General features: G+C 67.3%; 13 protein-coding genes. 6 read left to right on the forward strand and 7 right to left on the reverse strand.

What is annotated here, in order from left to right; genetic code table 11:
* On the forward strand, positions 1 to 508 hold a 508-nt coding region (gene alkB / locus AC27IQ_RS01190), incomplete at its 5' end, for a DNA oxidative demethylase AlkB (RefSeq protein WP_487087582.1).
* Positions 509 to 525: 17 nt separating this feature from the next.
* Here the strand turns inward: alkB and AC27IQ_RS01195 are convergent.
* Complete coding sequence (locus AC27IQ_RS01195) at positions 526 to 1,209, reverse strand: hypothetical protein (RefSeq protein WP_487087584.1); 684 nt, start codon at positions 1,207 to 1,209, stop codon at positions 526 to 528.
* Between the two features lie 719 nt (positions 1,210 to 1,928).
* On the reverse strand, positions 1,929 to 2,849 hold the full coding sequence (locus tag AC27IQ_RS01200) for a transglutaminase-like domain-containing protein (protein ID WP_487087586.1): 921 nt from the start codon (positions 2,847 to 2,849) through the stop codon (positions 1,929 to 1,931).
* A gap of 269 nt (positions 2,850 to 3,118) precedes the next feature.
* On the opposite strand from AC27IQ_RS01200, the gene AC27IQ_RS01205 reads away from it, so the two are divergent.
* Positions 3,119 to 5,239 (forward strand): catalase, encoded by a 2,121-nt coding sequence (locus AC27IQ_RS01205; protein ID WP_487087588.1) that lies wholly within the window; start codon positions 3,119 to 3,121, stop codon positions 5,237 to 5,239.
* 95 nt (positions 5,240 to 5,334) lie between these two features.
* Entirely contained in the window at positions 5,335 to 5,727 is a 393-nt protein-coding gene (locus AC27IQ_RS01210) for a response regulator (RefSeq protein WP_372588161.1), read from the forward strand.
* 139 nt (positions 5,728 to 5,866) lie between these two features.
* Here the strand turns inward: AC27IQ_RS01210 and AC27IQ_RS01215 are convergent, their stop codons facing one another.
* The 5 genes from AC27IQ_RS01215 to AC27IQ_RS01235 form a co-directional block, all read right to left on the reverse strand.
* Positions 5,867 to 6,991 (reverse strand): hybrid sensor histidine kinase/response regulator, encoded by a 1,125-nt coding sequence (locus tag AC27IQ_RS01215; RefSeq protein ID WP_284429832.1) that lies wholly within the window; start codon positions 6,989 to 6,991, stop codon positions 5,867 to 5,869.
* A 26-nt stretch (positions 6,992 to 7,017) separates the two neighbouring features.
* A complete protein-coding gene (locus tag AC27IQ_RS01220; protein WP_284405024.1) occupies positions 7,018 to 7,605 on the reverse strand; it encodes a chemotaxis protein CheB in 588 nt (195 codons plus the stop codon).
* Positions 7,602 to 8,456 carry a CheR family methyltransferase gene (locus AC27IQ_RS01225; protein WP_284429831.1) on the reverse strand — a complete coding sequence of 285 codons (855 nt, stop codon included), beginning with the start codon at positions 8,454 to 8,456 and terminating at the stop codon, positions 7,602 to 7,604. The genes AC27IQ_RS01220 and AC27IQ_RS01225 overlap by 4 nt, the downstream gene beginning before the upstream one ends.
* On the reverse strand, positions 8,453 to 11,929 hold the full coding sequence (locus AC27IQ_RS01230; protein WP_284429830.1) for a response regulator: 3,477 nt from the start codon (positions 11,927 to 11,929) through the stop codon (positions 8,453 to 8,455). Before AC27IQ_RS01230 ends, AC27IQ_RS01225 begins: the two co-directional genes overlap by 4 nt.
* 131 nt (positions 11,930 to 12,060) lie before the next feature.
* Positions 12,061 to 12,903, reverse strand: coding sequence for a plasmid replication/partition related protein (locus AC27IQ_RS01235; protein WP_487087592.1), 843 nt, complete (start codon positions 12,901 to 12,903; stop codon positions 12,061 to 12,063).
* Between the two features lie 72 nt (positions 12,904 to 12,975).
* Between AC27IQ_RS01235 and AC27IQ_RS01240 the strand changes: the two genes are divergently transcribed.
* The 3 genes from AC27IQ_RS01240 to AC27IQ_RS01250 all read left to right on the forward strand — a co-directional run bounded on the left by AC27IQ_RS01240 (position 12,976) and on the right by AC27IQ_RS01250 (position 19,312).
* The gene (locus AC27IQ_RS01240) at positions 12,976 to 14,676 is read left to right on the forward strand and encodes a sensor domain-containing diguanylate cyclase (RefSeq protein ID WP_487087594.1); all 1,701 of its coding nucleotides are present in this window, start codon (positions 12,976 to 12,978) and stop codon (positions 14,674 to 14,676) included.
* A gap of 570 nt (positions 14,677 to 15,246) precedes the next feature.
* The gene (locus tag AC27IQ_RS01245) at positions 15,247 to 17,391 is read left to right on the forward strand and encodes a TonB-dependent siderophore receptor (RefSeq protein WP_487087596.1); all 2,145 of its coding nucleotides are present in this window, start codon (positions 15,247 to 15,249) and stop codon (positions 17,389 to 17,391) included.
* A 100-nt stretch (positions 17,392 to 17,491) separates the two neighbouring features.
* On the forward strand, positions 17,492 to 19,312 hold the full coding sequence (locus AC27IQ_RS01250; RefSeq protein WP_487087598.1) for a RecQ family ATP-dependent DNA helicase: 1,821 nt from the start codon (positions 17,492 to 17,494) through the stop codon (positions 19,310 to 19,312).
* Positions 19,313 to 19,361: the final 49 nt, after the last annotated feature.

Below are 19,361 nucleotides of genomic sequence, written 5' to 3' on the forward strand. Positions count from 1 at the left end.
GTGGCGCCACATGGCGACGCCGGGCGGGCGCCGCATGTCGGTGGCCACCACGAACTGCGGCGCCCTGGGCTGGGTGAGCGATGCCCGCGGCTACCGCTACGTCGCCGTGGACCCGGACAGCGGCAGGCCGTGGCCCGCCCTGCCTGCCGTGCTGTCCACGCTGGCGGGCGAGGCGGCGGCAGCGGCCGGCTTTGCGGATTTCGCCCCGGATGCCTGCCTGGTCAATCGGTATGCCCCGGGCACGCGCCTGTCGCTGCACCAGGACCGCGACGAGCGCGACCTGCGGGCGCCCATCGTCTCGGTCTCGCTCGGGCTCCCGGCCACGTTCCTCTGGGGTGGCCTGGCGCGCAGCGACCGCGCCCTGCGCGTGCCGCTGCGCCATGCCGATGTGGTGGTGTGGGGCGGGGAGGACCGCCTGCGCTTTCACGGCGTGCTGCCGGTGCCGCAAGGCCACCACGCGGAGTGGGGAGCGGTCCGCGTGAACCTGACCTTCCGCCGGGCGGGGTGATCGGCGGTCGCGTGGCGCTACCGCCGCTCCCGTGCCCGCGCCAGCCACTGGCCCACGGCCTCCCGCACGCCGTCGGACAGCGATTCGGCCACGCCACGGGCGTACCCCTCGCCCAGCACGCCCTGTCCCGCATGGTGGAGGGCCACCACCGCGTTGGCCAGGACCACGCGGTCCAGCCCTGCGCTTCGTGGGCGGGGAGGTTCCCCATGCGCCGTGGTGGTGACCGGGGTCGCGGTGGTGTCCGGCACCTCCGGGGGCGAAATCGGCGCAGGTGCCGGGGCGCGGTGCTTCAGGTGCCAGTGGGCCATCACCGCGCCGATCCCCACGAACAACTGAAGTCCTGCCACGTCGCGGTCGGGCAGCCGCTGGAGCAGGCCCTGGACCGCCTCGCCCAGCAGCTCGCCCGCCAGCCGTGCGGCATCCAGGTCCACCAGCGCTTGCGCGATGCGGGCCACGGCCTGCGGATCGTCGCGCTCCTGCAATTGCCGCGACAGCGCGGCGGTGCCGGTGGCCAACAGCCCGGCCGCCAGCGCCACACGCTGCGCCAATGCGGCGGCAGAGGCTGGGTCTTGCAGCGTGTGCACGGCCAGCAAGGTCCATTCGGAATGGGTTCGCATCTGCTCGCCCAGCCACAGGACGGGAGACACCAGGTGCCGGGCACCGAACCGCAGCACGGCGGGATGGGGCTGCAGCAGGTGCATGCCGCGCGAGGCCAGCGCGCCCCAGGCGGGACCAGGGGGCGAAGCTTGGGGCAAGGCACGGGGCGGCAAGCTGGCCGCGCTCGCGGCGGCGGGGTCACCGGGAGGGATGGGCGAGCGCGGCAGGATCGCGGTGGGCTCCTGCCGTTGCGCCGAAGCACGGGGAGAGGCCGGTGCACGAGGGTGCGGACCAGCCCGAGGGCTGCCGGACCCAGCCCCCTCGTGCAAACCGCCGTCCACCGCCGCGCGGCGGGAAGGGAGCGATGAAGGAAGGGCAGCGGATGGCATGAAAGGCGCTCGGCGTTGCAGGGTGGCGAAAGAAAGGTTTCGCACGCGCGGGCCCGAAGCCGGTATTCCAGCCCGTGTTCGCCCTGTACCTGCCGCCAGGCCCTGTACAGCAGGGCCTGGCCACCTCTCCGTGAGGCTGCATTCCAACCCTGCCACGAACGGAAAGGAGGGATTCACCCGAAGAGCCATGCAACTGCGCGAAGCAGGGCCGGCCTGCCCGCGCCGGACATCGGAGATGCCATGACCGCCTTGGCGCACCAGTGCCGGGGCCTTGATTGCTACTAAATATATAGCAATCGAGCCAATGATTACTAGGGCATCGAGCAGTTTTTACGGTCACCAGGCATACCGGCTGCTTCCGCCGGCCAGCGATGCCCCCGGGCAGGGCCGCAAACAGCCCGGGCCCGAGCCACTGCGTTCCCGGCCCGTAGGCCTCAGCCGGCCATCATCGAGTGGCCACCGGACATCAAGGGTGACGCGCCCGAACTCTGCGGCGCATCGGTGGACAATGCCAAGGACGAATGCTGCGGCAACTGCAAGCCCCGCGACGGGTCCTGGACGGCCCATGCGCGGATCTTCGGCGGTTGTGACTGCACGCTGCCGAAGATGGTGGCGAATGCCACGTCCGCGGCATCCCGGCCGGTGGCCAGGCGCAGCATGCCCATGGGAATGGCCGTGCCCGACGGATCGAACAGGTACCAGCGGTCGCCGAGATAGGCCTCGACGTAGGCGTGGAAGTCCGGCGGCCCCAGCGCCGGGTCGGCGCCGTAGTCGGTGCCGGTGGCGATGCGCGCGGGAATGTTCACTGCCCGGCACAGCGCGATCATCAGGTGGGCGAAGTCGCGGCAGACGCCGACGCGCTCGACGAACGTGTCGACCGCCGAGGTGGTCGAGTTGGAGGTGTTGGAGCGGAAGGTCACGTGGTTGCGCACCCAGTCACAGATCGCCTGAACACGGCTGTAGCCCTGCCACAGGTGACCGAACTCGCGCATGGCCAGCGTGGCCAGCCGGTCCGACTGGCAGTAGCGGCTGGGAAAGATGTAGCCCACGACATCGTCGGGCAGGTGGCGAACGCCGACCTCGGGAATGAGCGCCGGATCGGCGGTGTGGTGGTGCAGGTCCACCGTCGCGGTATAGGCCAGCGTGAGGGGCCCGGGTTCGGCATGCAGCCGCAGGCAGCGGGTACCCGTGGCGGGATCGGTGTGCAAGTGGGTCGGAATGTCCTGGCTGATGACCAGGTTCTCGTCCTGGACGATCTGGCAACGCGTCTGCGCTGCGTGGATGTTGAAGACGAAGTCAGCGCCGGGATCGCCTACCGCGTACTCCAACTCCAACTGGAGTTTCATTCGGATCATGGGGCCTGCCGTGGTGGTAGATGGGAAAGAGCCTGCGTCTGGTGGGTCGGTCATTCGATCGATGCCGCATCAGCCGCTGCTGGAGTATGTGCCCCATCGCGGGCGCGCCTTGTCAGTGGACATCGCATCGAAGTGCCAGCCCGCGCGGCAGGTCGCCCGGTGATCCGCCCTGCGGGCAATCCGGCCGACGCGGGCTTGTCCTACACCAGCGTCCCCCTGCACGGCAAAAGATCGGCGGTCCCACGGCAATCTCAACCAAAAGGCCCCCCATGGCAAAAGCACCCGCAGTTCCACGTCCCGTGAAAAAGGCCTCCGCCCCCTCGTCCCAGGCCCACGAAGGCGAAGAACTGCGCGGCACCGGGGGCGAATTGCAGCAGCAGGCTAGAGGCGCCCACCCGGTGCTCACCACCCAGCAGGGCATTCCGGTCGGGGACAACCAGAATTCGCTGCGGTCCACGCCCCGCGGCCCCACGCTGCTGGAGGACTTCATCCTCCGCGAAAAGATCACGCATTTCGACCACGAGCGCATTCCCGAACGCATCGTGCATGCCCGTGGCACCGCCGCGCACGGCTTCTTCGAGCTGACCGAATCGCTGTCTCAGTACACCACCGCCCGCATCCTCACCGAGGTGGGCAAGCAGACGCCGCTGTTTTGCCGCTTCTCCACCGTGGCCGGCGGCGCCGGCTCGGTGGACACCCCGCGCGACGTGCGCGGCTTCGCCGTCAAGTTCTACACCGAAGAAGGCAACTGGGACCTGGTGGGCAACAACATCCCGGTGTTCTTCATCCAGGATGCGATGAAGTTTCCCGACCTGGTGCATGCCGTGAAGATGGAGCCCGACCGCGGCTTTCCGCAGGCGGCCAGCGCACACGACACGTTCTGGGATTTCATCTCGCTGATGCCCGAGGCCATGCACATGATCATGTGGGCCATGAGCGACCGCACCATCCCGCGCAGCCTGCGCACCATGGAAGGCTTCGGCGTGCATTCCTTCCGACTGCTCGACGCAGAAGGCCAGAGCACGTTCGTGAAGTTCCACTGGCGTCCCAAGCTGGGCATCCAGTCCACGGTGTGGGACGAGGCTTTGAAGCTGCAGGCGGCGGACAACGATTTCCATCGCCGCGACCTGTTCGAGTCCATCCAGGCCGGCAGCTTCCCCGAGTGGGAACTGGGCGTGCAGCTGTTCACCGAAGAAGAGGCCGAGGCGTTCCCCTTCGACCATCTGGACCCGACGAAGCTCATCCCCGAAGAGCTGGTGCCGCTCAAGATGATCGGCCGCATGGTGCTCAACCGCTGGCCCGACAACTTCTTCGCCGAGACCGAGCAGGTGGCGTTCTGCCCCGCCAACGTGCCGCCGGGCATCGACTTCTCCAACGACCCGCTGCTGCAGGGCCGCTTGTTCTCATACCTGGACACGCAGCTGTCGCGCCTGGGAAGCCCGAATTTCGTGCAGATCCCGATCAACGCGCCCAAGTGCCCCTTCCACAACATGCAGCGCGACGGCCACATGCAGATGCAGGTGCCCAAGGGCCGCGTGGCCTATGAGCCGAGCAGCCTGCTCGGAGACAGCCCGCGCGCCTCGCTGGCACAGGGCACACGGCATTTCGCCGAAGTGGCCGATGGCGGCGCCAAGGGCCGCGTGCGGCCCGAGAGCTTTGCCGACCACTACAGCCAGGCGCGCATGTTCTTTCGCAGCCAGAGCCCGCTGGAACAGGCCCACATGGCATCGGCCCTGGTGTTCGAGTTGTCCAAGGTCGAAACGCCGGCTGTGCGGACGGCCGTGGTGGCGCAATTGCGCAATGTGGACGACAGCCTGGCCGGCCGCGTGGCGGACGGACTGGGCATGCCGGAACTCCCCGAGCCGTTCCCTGCAGCCGCCGCCGTGCAAGACCTGCCGCTGTCACCCGCGCTGCGCATCATCGACCGCATGAAGCCCACGCTGGAGGGTCGCTGCGTGGGCATCCTGGTGGCGGACGGCTCGGCCGCCGCACCCATCGCCGCGCTGCGCAAGGCGGCGGAAAAGGCCGGTGCCACAGTCAAGATCGTGGCCCCAAAGGTGGGCGGCGCCGTGCTGGCGGACGGCTCGCGGCTGCCGGCCGATGGCCAGTTGGCCGGCACGCCCTCCACGGTGTTCGACGCCGTGGCCTCGGTCCTGTCGCCCGAAGCGGGCGAGCAACTGTCGCGCGAAGCCGCTGCCGTGGACTGGTTCCGCGACGCGTTCGGCCACCTCAAGGCCATCGCCGCGTGCAAGGGCTCGCAGCCGATCCTGAAGGCCGCCGGCATCCAGCCGGACGCCGGCGTGGTGGACCCCGCTGAGACAGCAGCTTTCATTCAAGCGGCCAGCACGCGACAATGGGCGCGCGAACCCTCCGTGCGCACGCTGGCATGATGCAAGCGCTGGCCCACCCCTCCACCCCGTTTTCCACTGACGCGCGACCGCCAGCCGGAGACCTTCACAGACCGCTCGACCGGACCGACCACAGCATGACCCCTCCCTTGCGCATCCTTTACGTAGAGGACAACGCGGAGCTCCGCGAAACCATCGGCATGCTGCTGGAGGGGGACGACCGTGAAGTGTCGCTGTGCGCGACCGCCGAGGAGGCGCTGAAGCTGGATGCGCAGGGCCCCTACGACCTGGTCGTTACCGACGTCAGCCTGCCCGGCATGTCGGGCACCGACCTGTGCCGCCAACTGGTGGCGGAGAATCCGCAGCGCTGGATCGTGCTGTGCTCGGGCTACCAGTTCGGCCACGGACTGAATGCCCTGGGCCCCAATGTGCGTGCGCTGCTCAAGCCATTCGAGCTGGAAGAGCTGGAAGAGCTCATGGATTCGATTCGCGATCAATTGCGCGGATCCAGCTCCAATCACCCCGCCTGACCGCAGAGCACCGCCACAGTGAACGGGGGCTTCGTGCCCCCTTTTTTTGTTCTTCTGGCAGCGCAGCCGCCGCGGCCACGCCAATAGATCCCAACGCTCGCTGAAGCAGGCCCAGGCCGTGTGCGGCCCGTGGGACAGATCAGCGTGCTGCCGGACGGGCCACGGCCGGCTGGCGGGGCAACTGCACATGGAAGGCCGTGTGGCCCTCGCGCGAGCAGACGTCGATGCGGCCGCCATGGCGCTGCACGATCTGGTGCACGATGTAGAGGCCCAGCCCCAGCCCCTGGTGTTGCCCCGGCTCGCGCTCCCGCCCCCGGAACGGATCGAACAGGTGGGGCACCAGTGCCGGGGGAATCGTGCCGGCATTGCGCACGGTGAACTCCACCCGGTCGGGCGCCGTGCCGTCCAGCATCACCTGCACCGGCTCGGCCGCATCGCCGTGGTGAATGGCATTGCCCAGGAGGTTGGCCGCCACCTGGCACAGGCGCTCGGCATCCCACTGGCCCGTCAGGTTGCCCTTTTGCGTGATCTCGATGGTCCGGTCGGGGTGGCTGACGTGCAGCTCGTGCACCGGGCGCTGCACCAGCTCGCCCAGGTCGGCGGGCCCGGTCTTCACGGGCAGCCCGCCGGACTGGCGCGCCCGCGTCACATCCAGCAGGTCCTCGATCATTCGGCCCATGCGCTGTGCGCTCGACTGCATCTTGCCGGCGATGGCCTGCACCTTGTCGGGCTCCTGCGGCCGCTGCAGCACCAGCGCGCTCGCCAGGAGGGCGCTCAAAGGCCCCCGCAGGTCATGGCTCAGCACGGCCATGAACATCTCGTTCACCCGCAGGGCTTCGGTGCGTTCCTGCAGTTCGCGCGCGAGGGCCACCTTCTGCTTTTGCAGGTCGAAGAACACGTTGGCCTTGTTCACCAGCACGTGCGGATCGATGGGCTTGTAGAGAAAGTCGACCGCACCGGTCTCGTAGCCCTTGAACTGCCAGTTCTGGTCGCGTGAGCCCGCCGTCATGAAGATGAGCGGCACATGCCGGGTGCGCTCGCTGCCGCGGATCAGCTCGGCCAGCTCGAAGCCGTTCATCTCGGGCATCTGCACGTCCAGCAGCGCCAGGGCCACGTCGTTGTGCACGAGGAGCAGCTCCAGCGCCTCGGAGCCCGAAGCGGCCTTGAGAACCTGCACGTCATCGCGCTGCAGCAAGGCCTCCAGGGCGATCAGGTTTTCCTCCACGTCGTCGACGATCAGGCACTTCACCGGGGCAGTGCGCATGGGGGACGGCGGGATGGGGGCGGGTATCAAGAAGCTCTCCGATGGAACAGGGTCTCGAGCAGCGAAGCGATGCGCTGCGGGGAAAGGACATGGCCGGGGGTGCAGGCGCTCATCGCGGCTTCGGGCATGAAGGGCATGGGGGCGCTGTCCGGGTCCTGCACGACCGTGGTGCCCCCCGCGGCCTGCACGGCTGCCAACCCTTGCGCTCCGTCGCTGTTGGCGCCCGACAGCAGGATGCCAAGCAAGCGCTCACCATACGCGTCCGCCGCGGATTCGAACAGCACATCGATGGACGGGCGCGAAAAATGCACCGGATCGTCCACGGACAGGGCCAGCGAAGGCCCGGCATCGATCAGCAGATGGTAGTCCGGCGGCGCGAAGTAAACGGTCCCGGGCTCCACCGGCTCCTTGTCCTGGGCTTCGCGCAAAGGCACGGCACAGCTCGGCTGGAAGATTTCGCACAGCAGGCTGGGCCGCTCGCGCGGCAGGTGCAGCACCACGAAGACCGCGGCCCGCAGGCCGGATGGCAGCGCCGGCAGCAGGACCGAGAGCGCTTCGATGCTCCCTGCGGAGCCGCCGATCACCACCGCCTGCGGGCGGATGCGGTCGCTCATGCCCCGCCTTTCTTCTGGTACAGGCGGTCCTGCGGCACGAGCTCTTCGAACTCGCCCGCATGCGACGAAAAGCGCAGCGACTCCTTCGACCCCAGCCCAAGAAAGCCCTTGCGGCACAGCGCATCGCGGAACAGGCCCAGTGCGCGGTCCTGCAGCTCGCGGTCGAAATAGATCAGCACGTTGCGGCAGGACACCAGCTGCACTTCGGCGAACACGCTGTCGGTGGCGAGGCTGTGGTCCGAGAACACGATGTGCTTGCGCAGGCTCTTGTCGAGCACCACGCGCCCGTAGGCGGCGGTGTAGTGCTCCGACAGCGAGGTTCGCCCGCCCGAGCGGGCATGGTTTTCCGTGAAGGCCGGCACGCGCTCGATGGCGTAGATGCCCGCCTCGGCCTTCTGCAGGGCGTTGGCGTTGATGTCGGTGGCGTAGATCAGGGTGCGCTCCAGCAGTCCCTCCTCCCGCAGCAATATGGCCAGCGAATACACCTCCTCGCCCGTGCTGCAGCCCGCCACCCAGATCTTGAGCGACGGATAGGTGCGCAGCACCGGCACCACGGTTTCGCGCAACGCCCGAAAGTACGTCGGGTCGCGGAACATCTCGCTCACCTGCACCGTGAGGTATTCCAGCATGGCGGGAAACACTTCCGGGTCGTGCAGCACCAGGTGCTGCAACTGGGACACCGACCGGCAATGGAAACGCGTGAGCGCGGTCTGCAGGCGGCGCTTGAGCGAGGCCTGCGCATACCCGCGAAAGTCGTAGTGGTAGCGCTGGTAGATGGCCTCGACCAGCAGGTGCTGCTCGATGTCGAACGTCTTCTTTCGCTGCTGCTGCGCCGCCGGGTCTTCGCTCATTTGGGCATCCACACGCGCACGAGCGACAGCAGTTTCTCGACATCCAGCGGCTTGGCGATGTAGTCGTTGGCACCGGCGGCCAGGCACTTTTCCTGGTCGTCCTTCATGGCTTTGGCGGTCAGCGCGATGATGGGCAGGCGACGCCATTCGGGGCGTTTGCGGATCTCGCTCATGGCGGTGAAGCCGTCCATCTCCGGCATCATGATGTCCATCAGGACGAGATCGACCGTGGCCGCATCGCCGGACTGCGCGCGCTGCAGGGCTTCCAGCGCCTCGCGGCCGTTGCGCGCGATCTGCACCTTGGCACCGGTGGGCTCGAGCACGCTGGACAGCGCGAAGATGTTGCGCACGTCATCTTCGACCACCAGGATGTTGCGCCCCTCGAAGGTGGACTCCCGGTCCCGGGCCATCTGCAGCATCTGCTGGCGGTCCGCGGGCAGTTTGGACTCCACCTGGTGAAGGAACAGCGTGACCTCGTCCAGCAGCCGCTCGGGCGAGCGCGCGTCCTTGATGATGATGGACTTGGAGTAGCGCCGCAGGCGCTGCTCTTCGTCGCGCGACAGCGAGCGGCCGGTGTAGACGATGACGGGCGGGAACGCCACCTCTTCCTGGCCGGCCATCTTCTCCAGCAGCTCGTAACCGCTCAGATCGGGCAGGTTCAGGTCCATCACCATGCAGTCGAACGTGCTCGTGCGCAACAGTTCGAGCGCGCGCTGCGCCGTCTCGGCACCGACGATCTCCACATCGCCATTGGCCAGCAGGTGGTGCATGCTTTCGCGCTGGCGCTCGTCGTCCTCCACCACCAGCACGCGGCGCATGGCCTGGGTGAACTTGGCCTCCATGCGCTCCAGGGCCTGCACGAGTTCTTCGCGCTTGACGGGCTTGAGAGCGTAGCCGATGGCCCCCCGGCCCATGGCCTCCTGGGCGTAGTCGGCCACGGAGACGACATGCACCGGAATGTGCCGCGTCACCGGATTGCGCTTGAGCTGGTCGAGTACCGCCAGGCCGGAAATGTCCGGCAGGTTCATGTCCAGCACGACCGCGCTGGGCATGTATTCAAGCGCTGCGGCCAGGCCTTCGCCGCCGGTGTGGGTGATCACGGACTGAAAACCCATCTCCCGCGACAGGTCCAGCAGGATGCGCGCGAAACGCACGTCGTCCTCGACCACCAAGATGGTGCGGCGGCCCGGCGCCAGTTGGTCCCGGTCGTCCGCTACGGCATTTGCCGGGCGCCGCACCGGGGCGGGCGGTGGCAGCACGACAGGCAAGCCGTCCGCCTGCGGCACGGACGGGCGGCTGGCCGGCGCGGGAACCGTGGAGGCCGGAGACGCCTGCGCGGTGGGCCGCGCCGCGTCCTGCGGTGCATTCAGCGGCGCCACGAGGGGCAGCACCAGGGTGAACACGCTGCCTTGTCCCGGCGTGCTTCGCACGGCGATGCTGCCGCCGAGCAATTGCGCCAGGTCACGGGAAATGGACAGTCCGAGGCCTGTGCCGCCATACCGGCGGTGCGTGCTGCCATCAGCCTGCCGGAACGCCTCGAAGATCAGTTCCTGCTGGTGCTCGGGAATGCCGATGCCCGTGTCGCTGACCGCGAACGACACCGTGCCGTCGGCGTTGCCGAAGACGCGCAGCGAAACCTCGCCCTGCTCGGTGAACTTCAGGGCGTTGGACAGCAGGTTCTTCAGCACCTGGCCGAAGCGCTGCACGTCGGTCTGCAAGGTGGCCGGGGCGCCAGGCTCCACCGTGCAATGCAGGGCCAGCCCCTTGTCGTGCGCGATGGGCCGCAGCGGGTCCACCAACGCGTTCACCGCACGGGCCACGTCCATCGGCTCGATGGAGATGGTGGCCTGCCCCGCTTCGATCTTGGACAGGTCGAGGATGTCGTTGATGAGGGACAGCAGGTCGTTGCCCGCACCATGGATGGTCTGGGCATACTTGACCTGCTCGCCCGTCAGGTTGCCGGACTTGTTGTCGGCCAGCAGCTTGGCCAGGATGAGGCTGGAGTTCAGCGGCGTGCGCAACTCATGGCTCATGTTGGCCAGGAACTCGCTCTTGTACTGACTGGCCTGCTCCAGGTCGTTGGCCTTTTGCGACAGGGCATCCTGCGCGCGCAGCAACTGCTGCTTCTGGTACTCCAGTTGCTGCGTCTGCTCTTCCAGCTGGGCGTTGCTCTGCTCCAGCTCGGTCTGCTGCGCTTCCATCTGGGCTTGGGACTCCTGCAGCACCCGGCTCTGCTGCTCGAGCTCTTCGTTGCTCACGCGCAATTCCTCCTGCTGTGCCTGCAGTTCTTCGGCCTGGCGCTGGGTTTCTTCCAGCAGGGCTTCGAGCCGGGTCCGGTCGATGGCCGAGCGGATGGAGGTGGCGAGCAATTCCGACGCGCGGGTGAGCAGCTGCAGATCGGCATCGCGCAGCGTGCGGAAGAACCCGAATTCGATCACCGCATGCACGACACCGTTGTGCACGGCCGGCACCAGCACGATCTCGGCCGGCGTGGCGTGCCCCACCCCAGAGGAGATCGGCAGGTAGTTCGTCGGCACGTCCGTCACATGCATCAGCTGGCGGGAATCGGCGGCCTGCCCCAATAGGCCCTGGCCGCTCAAGACACGGGCACCGGCCTGGGGATCGGCCAGTGCATAGCTGCCGAACCGCTGAAACACGCCGCCGCCTTCGGCCACATACGCCGCGCCCACCCGCGCGCCCAGCCAGTCTGCCAGGTAGTCCATCACGATCGGGCCCAGATCGCTCAGGCGGTGATCGCCCTGCAGCCGGTTGCCCAGCCCCACCAGGCCGCCCTTGATCCAGTCCTCCTGGGCCTTGGCGCGGTGATCGCTTCGGGCGAGGACAGCGGACATCAGGATAAGCAGCAGCAGCACGAACGAACTGACCCAGGTGAAATACGCGCCGAAGGTGGCCGCGGCATCCCATTCGCCGCGCCGGGTATCCAGTTCCTGGCGCTCAGCGTTCAGCATTTCCCGAAGGATGTTGCGGATCGCGTCCATGGTTGCACGGCCCTTGTCCGTACGCACCACGTCTGCCGCACCCTCCGCATTGCCTGCGCGCCGCATGTTCACGGTTTCGTCGAGTTCCGTCATCTTCTGCGCCACCAGGGCCTGCAGATGCTCGAAGCGCTGCACCTGCTCGGGCGATGCCTGCACCAGGGTGCGCAGCCGTCCCATCTCGGGCTTGAGCGCGGCCTGCGCTGCCGTGTAGGGCTGCAGGTAGCGGGTTTCGCCCGTGAGCAGATAGCCGCGCTGACCGGTTTCCGCATCTTTCGTGATGGACAGGACGGTCTGCATCTGCGTGAGCGATTCCACGGCCGCATTGATGCGAGTCACCGCTTCGGCCCGCTCCTGCTGCGACTGGTAGGTGAACAGGGCGATGATGGTCGTGGCCAACGCGGCCAACATGAAGCCAGCGAACAGCCGGATCGGCATGCCTCGCTGGATCTGGGAGGAAGGGGCGTTAGATGTCATGGCGCGGATCGGAGTGGGCCCAAATCATAGAGCCCAATGGCATGGCAGTAACACCCGCACACAAGGTGCGGATACCTTCGAAAAAATGGGGCGCGGCGTCTAAAACCGCCCGTGCGCCCCCCGCCCTGACGCTAGGCGCCCGGCTGTGCCTGCCAGGCCGCCAGCTGGCGGCGCAGTTCCTCGTTCTCGGCCGTGAGTTCGGCCACGCGTTCACGCAACGACTGCAGGGTCTCGGGCGATGGGACATCGGCCTCGTCCCGGGGCTTGCGCCTGGCCTCGCGCACCCGCTTGGCCGCCTGCTTGAGTTCGTCGCCTCCCGCCATGGCTGCCGCACGCTGTTCGTCCTGCGGCAACGTGGCCACGGCCGCCGCTGCGTTCAGTGAGAGGGCGCCCGCCTTGACCGCTGCCACCACCTCGGGCGCGGCCTGCTTGCGTATTTTTTCGATCATCACCACCTGGCTGCTGCTCAGCCGTGCGGCCTTGGCAATGGCCTCCCGACTGGACAGCGGCTGGGGCTCTGGCGATGCCTCCTGCGCCAGCGCATCGGCTGCAGTCGGGGCAGGGGCGGCGGCACCGGGGGCGTCTGCATCCTCCCCGGGTTCGCCGGGGGAAGCCCCCCGAAGGGCTTCGCCATTGGCGGCACGCACGTTGCGATCGGCCAGAATCTCCCGCTTGCGCAGGGCCAGCACGCCGCGCTGGAAGTCCGATACGCTACGCCGACCCAGGTGCTGGTCGATCATCCACAGGTGCACGTCTTCCATGGAGCGGAAATTCTGATTTTGAACCGTCTGGAACGGCAACCCATGCTTTTGGCAGATACCGTACCGGTTATGGCCATCCACCAGCACATCGCCCCACAGCACCAGCGCATCGCGGCACCCTTCCGCCAGCAGGCTGCGCTCCAGGGCCGCGTGTTCCTCGGGGCTCAGCGGGTCGATATAGGCCTTGAGTTCTTCGTTGACGACGATATGCATGGGCGGGGTTTCCAGGACCAAAGGGCCGGCATTGTAGAGAGCCCCTTCTGATCCGGAGAAAATCGAAAGGCTATGCAAACCACCGACAAGGCCAAGGGCTCGCGCCAGAGCTTCAGGGGACAGCTCACCCTGCTGTTCGGCGGGCTGTCGCTTGCCAGCCTGCTGGGCGTGGGGGTCTACGTGGGCCACATCGCCACGGGGGAACTGGCCCGGTTCGGCGGTGAACTGCTGCACACCAGTGCCCGATCGGCCGCCGACCTGCTGGCGACCAACCTGCGCGAGCGGGCCCAGGAAATCGACCTACTGCGCCAGTTGGCGCTCTTCACCCGCGGCGACCTTTCCGCTCAGGAGATGCGGCAGGCGCTGGACCTGCGCAAGACCACCCACAACGAATACGCCTGGATCGGCGTCACCGACGCGAGCGGACGGGTCACGCAAGCCACTGATGGCGTGCTGGTCGGTGCCCAGGTCGAGCACCGGCCTTGGTTCCAGTCCGCCCGCTCCGGGCTGTTCGTGGGCGACGTGCACGAGGCCGTGCTGCTCGCCAAGCAGTTGCCCAACCGCAACCCGGACCAGCCGCTGCGCTTCATCGACTTCGCGGCCCCCATCCTGGACGAGCAGGGCCAGTTGCGGGGGGTGCTGGGTGCCCACGCCCACTGGTCCTGGGTGACCGAGACGGTAGAGTCCATCGTGGTGAACCGGGTCGGCCAGCACGGTGCGGAGGTGCTGATCGCGGACAGGGCCGGGCACATTCTTTACCCGTTCCAGCATGTCGGACTGTTGAATCTGCCTGCCGGCGCTTCTCCGCAGGCGCAGTCGGAACGCCTGCAATGGAGCGATGGCGCAGAGTACCTCACCAGCATGGTGGAGCTACCGACCGTGGCGCACACCGATCTGGGCTGGCGCATCGTTCTGCGCCAGCCGCTGGACAAGGCACTGGCCCCGGTGAAAGCGCTGCGCCAGCAACTGATTCTGCTCGGCCTGCTCACGGCCCTGGCCTGCGCCCTGGTGGCCTACCGGCTGGCAGCGCGCATCAGCCGGCCCATCGAACAGCTGGCCCGCGCCGCCCGCATGATCGAAAACCGCGCTGGAACGCCGATCTATCCGGGCGACGAACACGCATCGGAGATCACGCAACTCAACCACTCCTTCCAGTCGATGACGGCGTCCCTGCTCGAGCGGGAGCGCGAACTGTCCCAGTTGAACACGTCCCTGGAAGCCCAGGTGGCGGAACGCACGCTGGCGTTGCACCGCGCCAACCAGGAACTGGAGAACCTGGCCATTCACGACGCGCTCACCGGGCTCTACAACCGCCGCAGGTTCGATGAAAAGCTGCGCGAGTACGTGCAGCTCTTTCAGCGCACGGGCCGGACCTTCGCACTGCTGGTCATCGACGCCGACCATTTCAAGCATGTCAACGACCACCATGGCCACCAGGCCGGCGACGCGGTGCTCCAGCAATTGGCCCAGGTGATCTCGGGCAGTGTGCGAATCACCGATTTCGTGGCGCGCTACGGCGGCGAGGAATTCGTGGTGCTGCTGCCGGAGCCGCAGGACCGGCAGGAGGGCCGTGTGGTGGCTGAAAAGATCCGCTTCGCGGTGAGCCAGAGCCAGTTCGCGGCCGTTGGCCAGTTGACCGTGAGCCTGGGCATGAGTTTTTGCAGCCTGAAGGACACCAACGAGACCGACATCGTCCAGCGTGCCGACCAGGCGCTCTACCAGGCCAAGCAGCAAGGGCGCAACCAGGTGGTGGTGGCGACCGAAAGCGCCTGACCCCTTTTGCCTCGGCGCGAAAGCGGCAAAGACGCCGCTATGATTCGGCGCCCTCGCCATGAACCACCGCCGCGCCCTCCTTCGCCTGCTCCTGCTTGCCGTGTTCCTGCACACGTGCATCGGGCTGCCCTTGCACGAGGCGGAGCATCTGCAAGCCGCCATGGGCACGGGCCCGAAGACCGCCAGCGCGGAGCAAAACGATGTGCCCCAGCCGGCGAAGCCGGCACACGCGTTGGAGCACGGCCCCTGTGCCGGTTGCCTGGCATTCGCGCAGCCCGCCGCATTGTCAGGCGGCATCGGACTGCCGGTTCCGCAGGCAGGCGCCGGCCCCAAATGCCCACAGCCCACAGCCCACAGCGGCATTTGCCTTCGTGCCAGCACCTGGCCGCTGGCCTTTTGCATCGCGCGATCCCCCTCTTCCCATCGCCTGATGCATGCCGCACCGCAAGGCGGCCGCATCCCAGTTGGATCTTCTCTCTCTCGCCGTGGCGGCTTTGCCGCCGCGGGCGGGTCCGTGCATGCCATCCGGCCGCCCTGAATCGCGGCCGGCGATTTTTCTTCAGTACGTTCATGTTCCTTATTGCCTGCCGGGGCGCTCGCGCCCCCTTTCCCCTGACGCTCGCCATGGCGGCCCTGTCGTGCGGCTCTGCCATGGCGCAGACCGCAGACAGTGCGCCCCAACTGTCCACTGTCGAGATCGTCGGACGCACCGAGTCCGGGGCCTACCATGCCGAAGAAGCCGCGGGCGCCAAGACCGACCTGCCATTGCGGGAGCTGCCGCAATCGGTGCGGATCGTCACCCGCCAGGCCATCGATGACCTGGGCGCCACGCGGCTCGATGACGTGCTCGATTACGTGGGGGGTGTGTCCCGCCAGAACAATTTCGGCGGGCTGTGGGACAACGTGGCCATCCGTGGCCTGCCTGGCAATGAAAACACCGGCATGGCCACGTTGATGAACGGCTTTTCTTCCAACCGGGGCTTCAACGCGCCGCGCGATCTGGCCGGCGTGGAGCGCATCGAATTTCTCAAAGGCCCCGCAGCAGCGCTTTATGGCAGCAGCGAACCCGGCGGCACCCTGAACATCGTCAGCAAGCGGCCCTTGTGGAAGGCAGCCAACGCCGTCGAGGGCTCCGTGGGCAGCCAGGGCCTCAAGCGGGGCGCATTCGACAGCACCGGGCCCATCGGCGAGAACTTCGCCTATCGCCTCAACGTGGCAGCGGAGGACCGCGACAGCTTCCGCGACCATGTGAGTTCCGAACGGCGCGTGGTCGCCCCGGCATTCACCTGGAAGCTGAGCCGCGACACGTCGCTGGAATACGCCGGGGAGTTTCTGCGCCATGCCACGCCTTTGGACCGAGGCGTCGTGGCCGTGGGCAATCGGTTGGGCACCATCCCGCGCAGCCGATTCCTGGGCGAGCCGGGCGATGGCGATGTGACGGTGGAGAACCAGACCCATCAGTTCATCCTGTCGCACGAATGGAGCCCGCAATGGCGCAGCCGCTTGGGCTTGTCGTACCGCGAGACCTCCATCCAGGGCTTCTCCACCGAAGCCAGCGCACTGCAGTCCAGCGGCTTGCTCACCCGCCAGCGCCGCTTTCGGGACTTCGCCTCGGACGACATCGCATTGCAGGCCGAACTGCAGGGGAACGTCAAGGCCGGCGGCATGGAACACGAGCTGCTGTTCGGCGTGGAAAGCTTCAAGTTCCACCTGGACACGCTGATGCTGCGCGCCAACCCCACGGCGGCCTCGCCCTATGCGATCGACATCCAGGCCCCTGTCTACGGACAGTCCCAGCCCACGCCATTGCCCAACACGGACACCCTGGAGCGCCAGCGCAACACCGCGCTTTATTTTCAGGATGCCATCAAGCTGTCGCCGACGTGGCGCCTGGTGGGCGGGGTACGCGTGGACCAGTACCGGCAGTCGCTGGAAAACCGGCGCAATGGCACCACGGTCCGCCAGGAGCCTTCATCCACCTCGCCGCGCGTTGGCCTGAGCTGGCTGCCGTCCTCGCAATGGACGGTGTACGCGAACGCGGGGCGCTCGTTCCGCCCGAACGTGGGGTCCGACAGTGCTTCGCAGCCCTTCGATCCGGAAACCGGGCGTTCCCTGGAAGTCGGCGCAAAGTGGGAGAGCGCCGACCAGCGCATGGGTGCCACGGCCGCCCTGTTCGACATCCGCAAACGCAATGTACTGACCTCCGACCCGCTCAATTCGAGCTATTCCGTGGCCGCAGGCGAAGTGCGCAGCCGGGGCCTGGAGCTGGATTTCGCAGGCCAGGTGACGGCCCGCTGGCGGGTCAATGCCAGCCTGGTTCTGAACGACGTGGAAATCACCCGTGACAACACCCTGGAGGTCGGGGGCCGGCTGCTCAACGTGCCCAAGGTCAATGGCAGCGTGCTGGCGGTGTACGAGAACGCCTTCGACAATGGGCAACGCTATGGCATCGGGGGCGGCGTCACGCACGTCGGCCGCCGCCTGGGCCAGGCCCGTACCCAGGCCGAGGCCAATGCGGGATCGGCGGCCTTCGATCTGCCCAGCTACCGCACAGCCAAACTGGTCGCCTACTGGCGCATCACCCCGGCCGTGCGGCTGACCCTGGACATGGACAATGTTTTCGACACCACGTACTACACCAGTTCGTACAGCCGCCTCTGGGTTGCACCGGGCACGGCGCGCGCGGTGACGCTGGGCGTGCAGGCACGCTTCTGACGCACCGGGCAGAGGGGTGGAGGGCAGAGACAGCGGATGACACTCGGCGTGAGCAACGTCTGACGCGGGGGAGATGCGGCCCCCGCCAGCATGGCAGCCTATGCCTGTCATCCCGCCACAGCCCACACCCGCCTCTCCCAAACGTGCCCGCCAGCCGCGAGCACCCCGCACGCCGTCAGCGGCCCGAATCCAGTCGGTGCTGAAGAAGACGTTCGGTTTGCGCGCATTGCGGGCGGGCCAGCGCGAGGTGATCGACCGAGTGCTGCAGTCCGAAAACACGTTGGCTGTGATGCCGACCGGGGCGGGCAAGTCGCTTTGCTACCAATTGCCTGCCCTGATGATTGAAGGCAGGACGGTGGTGGTGTCACCGCTCATCGCGCTCATGCGGGACCAGTGCGACTCGCTGCGCGAGCGGGGTGTTCCTGCCGTGCAGTTGCACAGCGGACTCACACCGCAGGAAACGCGCGAGGCAGAGCAAGCCATTGCCGACGGCAGCGCACGCATCGTGCTGACCACCCCGGAGCGGCTCGCCGATGCAGAATTTCTGGCCCTGGTCGCTTCCAGCGGACCGATCGGCCTGCTCGCGGTGGACGAAGCCCACTGCATCTCCCAATGGGGCCATGATTTTCGGCCGGCCTTTCTCGAAATCGCCGGTGCGGTGGCACGGCTGGGCCGCCCGACCGTGCTGGCGCTGACCGCTACGGCGGCCGGGCCGGTGGCGGCGGACATTCGCAAGCAACTGGGCATTCCTGCGGCGGGCGTCGTCGACACGGGGACCTACCGGCCGAACCTCCGCTACCGCGCCGAGGCGCTGGCCAACGAAGCCGACAAACGGGCCCGCCTCATCGATATCGTGAAAGCGGCCGAGGGTTCCGGGCTGGTCTATGCCGCCACGGTGAAAGCAGCGCAGGAGGTTCATGCAGCACTGCGCGCTGCGGATGTGGCGGCCAGCCTCTACCACGGGCGCATGCCAGCCGCAGAGCGCAGTGAAGCCCAGGATGCGTTCATGCACGGAAAGGCCCGCGTGATGGTCGCCACCAATGCGTTCGGACTGGGCATCGACAAGCAGGATGTGCGCTTTGTCGTGCACTACCAGATGCCGGGCGGCCTCGATGCGTACTACCAGGAATCAGGGCGTGCGGGGCGCGATGGCGATCCAGCAGACTGCACGCTGCTGTTTCTCCGCAAGGACAAAGCGGTTCAGCAGTTCTTTCTGGCAGGCCGCTACCCCAGCGCGGACGACATCGACGCGCTGTACCAGGCGTTGCGCGATCCCGCGCCGCAAGACCCGGGCTTCTGGACGCTCGACAGCCTGCAGGCGCGCCTGGACCGGCCCCGCAGCAAGCTCCAGGTGGGGCTGGGCCTGCTGCAGCGGCACAAGATGGTCTCGAAAGCACGCAGCGGCGCACTCACCCTGCGCAAGACGGAACTGGAGCCCGCGTCGGTGCGTGCGCTTCTGCAGGCCTATGCCGACAAGCGGGAGCAAGACCAGCAGGCGCTGGAGCGCATGGTGTTCTATGCGCAGACGGGTCGCTGTCGTTGGCAGGTGCTGCTCGAGTATTTCGATCCATCGAACGAACCGCAGCGTTGTGGCACCTGCGACAACTGCATTCGCATGGCCGAGCTGGCCCGACAGACGTTGGTCGAGCGGGCTGCCGACACGGTGCGGAAACTGGTGGCGAGCGACCTGGGCGAAGTGGGAGAACCGGTCATCGCATCGGCAGCCCAAGCCCGTCATGATGCCCAGGTGCTCGAACTGGGGGCAACCGTTCGCGTCAAACGGTATGGCCAGGGCACCGTGGCGGCCATTGATGCGATTTCTGTCACGGTGGATTTTGCCGACGGGACCCAACGCTGTTTTCAGCCGGACTTCGTGCAGCGGTTTGTTCCCCGGGGCACCCGGGCCAAACCGCTGTCTTGAGCCGGGCTCACAGACCGGAGTGGGTTGGCTGAACGGGGCCTGCCGGTCA

It is taken from the genome of Acidovorax sp. KPB24-07, assembly GCF_057543315.1.

Coding starts and splice junctions, on each gene's coding strand:
- AC27IQ_RS01245 (WP_487087596.1), top strand. CDS start 15,247: ATGTTCCTTATTGCCTGCCGGGGCGCTCGCGCCCCCTTTCCCCTGACG.
- AC27IQ_RS01220 (WP_284405024.1), bottom strand. CDS start 7,605: ATGAGCGACCGCATCCGCCCGCAGGCGGTGGTGATCGGCGGCTCCGCA.
- AC27IQ_RS01215 (WP_284429832.1), bottom strand. CDS start 6,991: ATGCGCACTGCCCCGGTGAAGTGCCTGATCGTCGACGACGTGGAGGAA.
- AC27IQ_RS01230 (WP_284429830.1), bottom strand. CDS start 11,929: ATGACATCTAACGCCCCTTCCTCCCAGATCCAGCGAGGCATGCCGATC.
- AC27IQ_RS01200 (WP_487087586.1), bottom strand. CDS start 2,849: ATGATCCGAATGAAACTCCAGTTGGAGTTGGAGTACGCGGTAGGCGAT.
- AC27IQ_RS01235 (WP_487087592.1), bottom strand. CDS start 12,903: ATGCATATCGTCGTCAACGAAGAACTCAAGGCCTATATCGACCCGCTG.
- AC27IQ_RS01225 (WP_284429831.1), bottom strand. CDS start 8,456: ATGAGCGAAGACCCGGCGGCGCAGCAGCAGCGAAAGAAGACGTTCGAC.
- AC27IQ_RS01205 (WP_487087588.1), top strand. CDS start 3,119: ATGGCAAAAGCACCCGCAGTTCCACGTCCCGTGAAAAAGGCCTCCGCC.
- AC27IQ_RS01210 (WP_372588161.1), top strand. CDS start 5,335: ATGACCCCTCCCTTGCGCATCCTTTACGTAGAGGACAACGCGGAGCTC.
- AC27IQ_RS01250 (WP_487087598.1), top strand. CDS start 17,492: ATGCCTGTCATCCCGCCACAGCCCACACCCGCCTCTCCCAAACGTGCC.
- AC27IQ_RS01195 (WP_487087584.1), bottom strand. CDS start 1,209: ATGCACCTGCTGCAGCCCCATCCCGCCGTGCTGCGGTTCGGTGCCCGG.
- AC27IQ_RS01240 (WP_487087594.1), top strand. CDS start 12,976: ATGCAAACCACCGACAAGGCCAAGGGCTCGCGCCAGAGCTTCAGGGGA.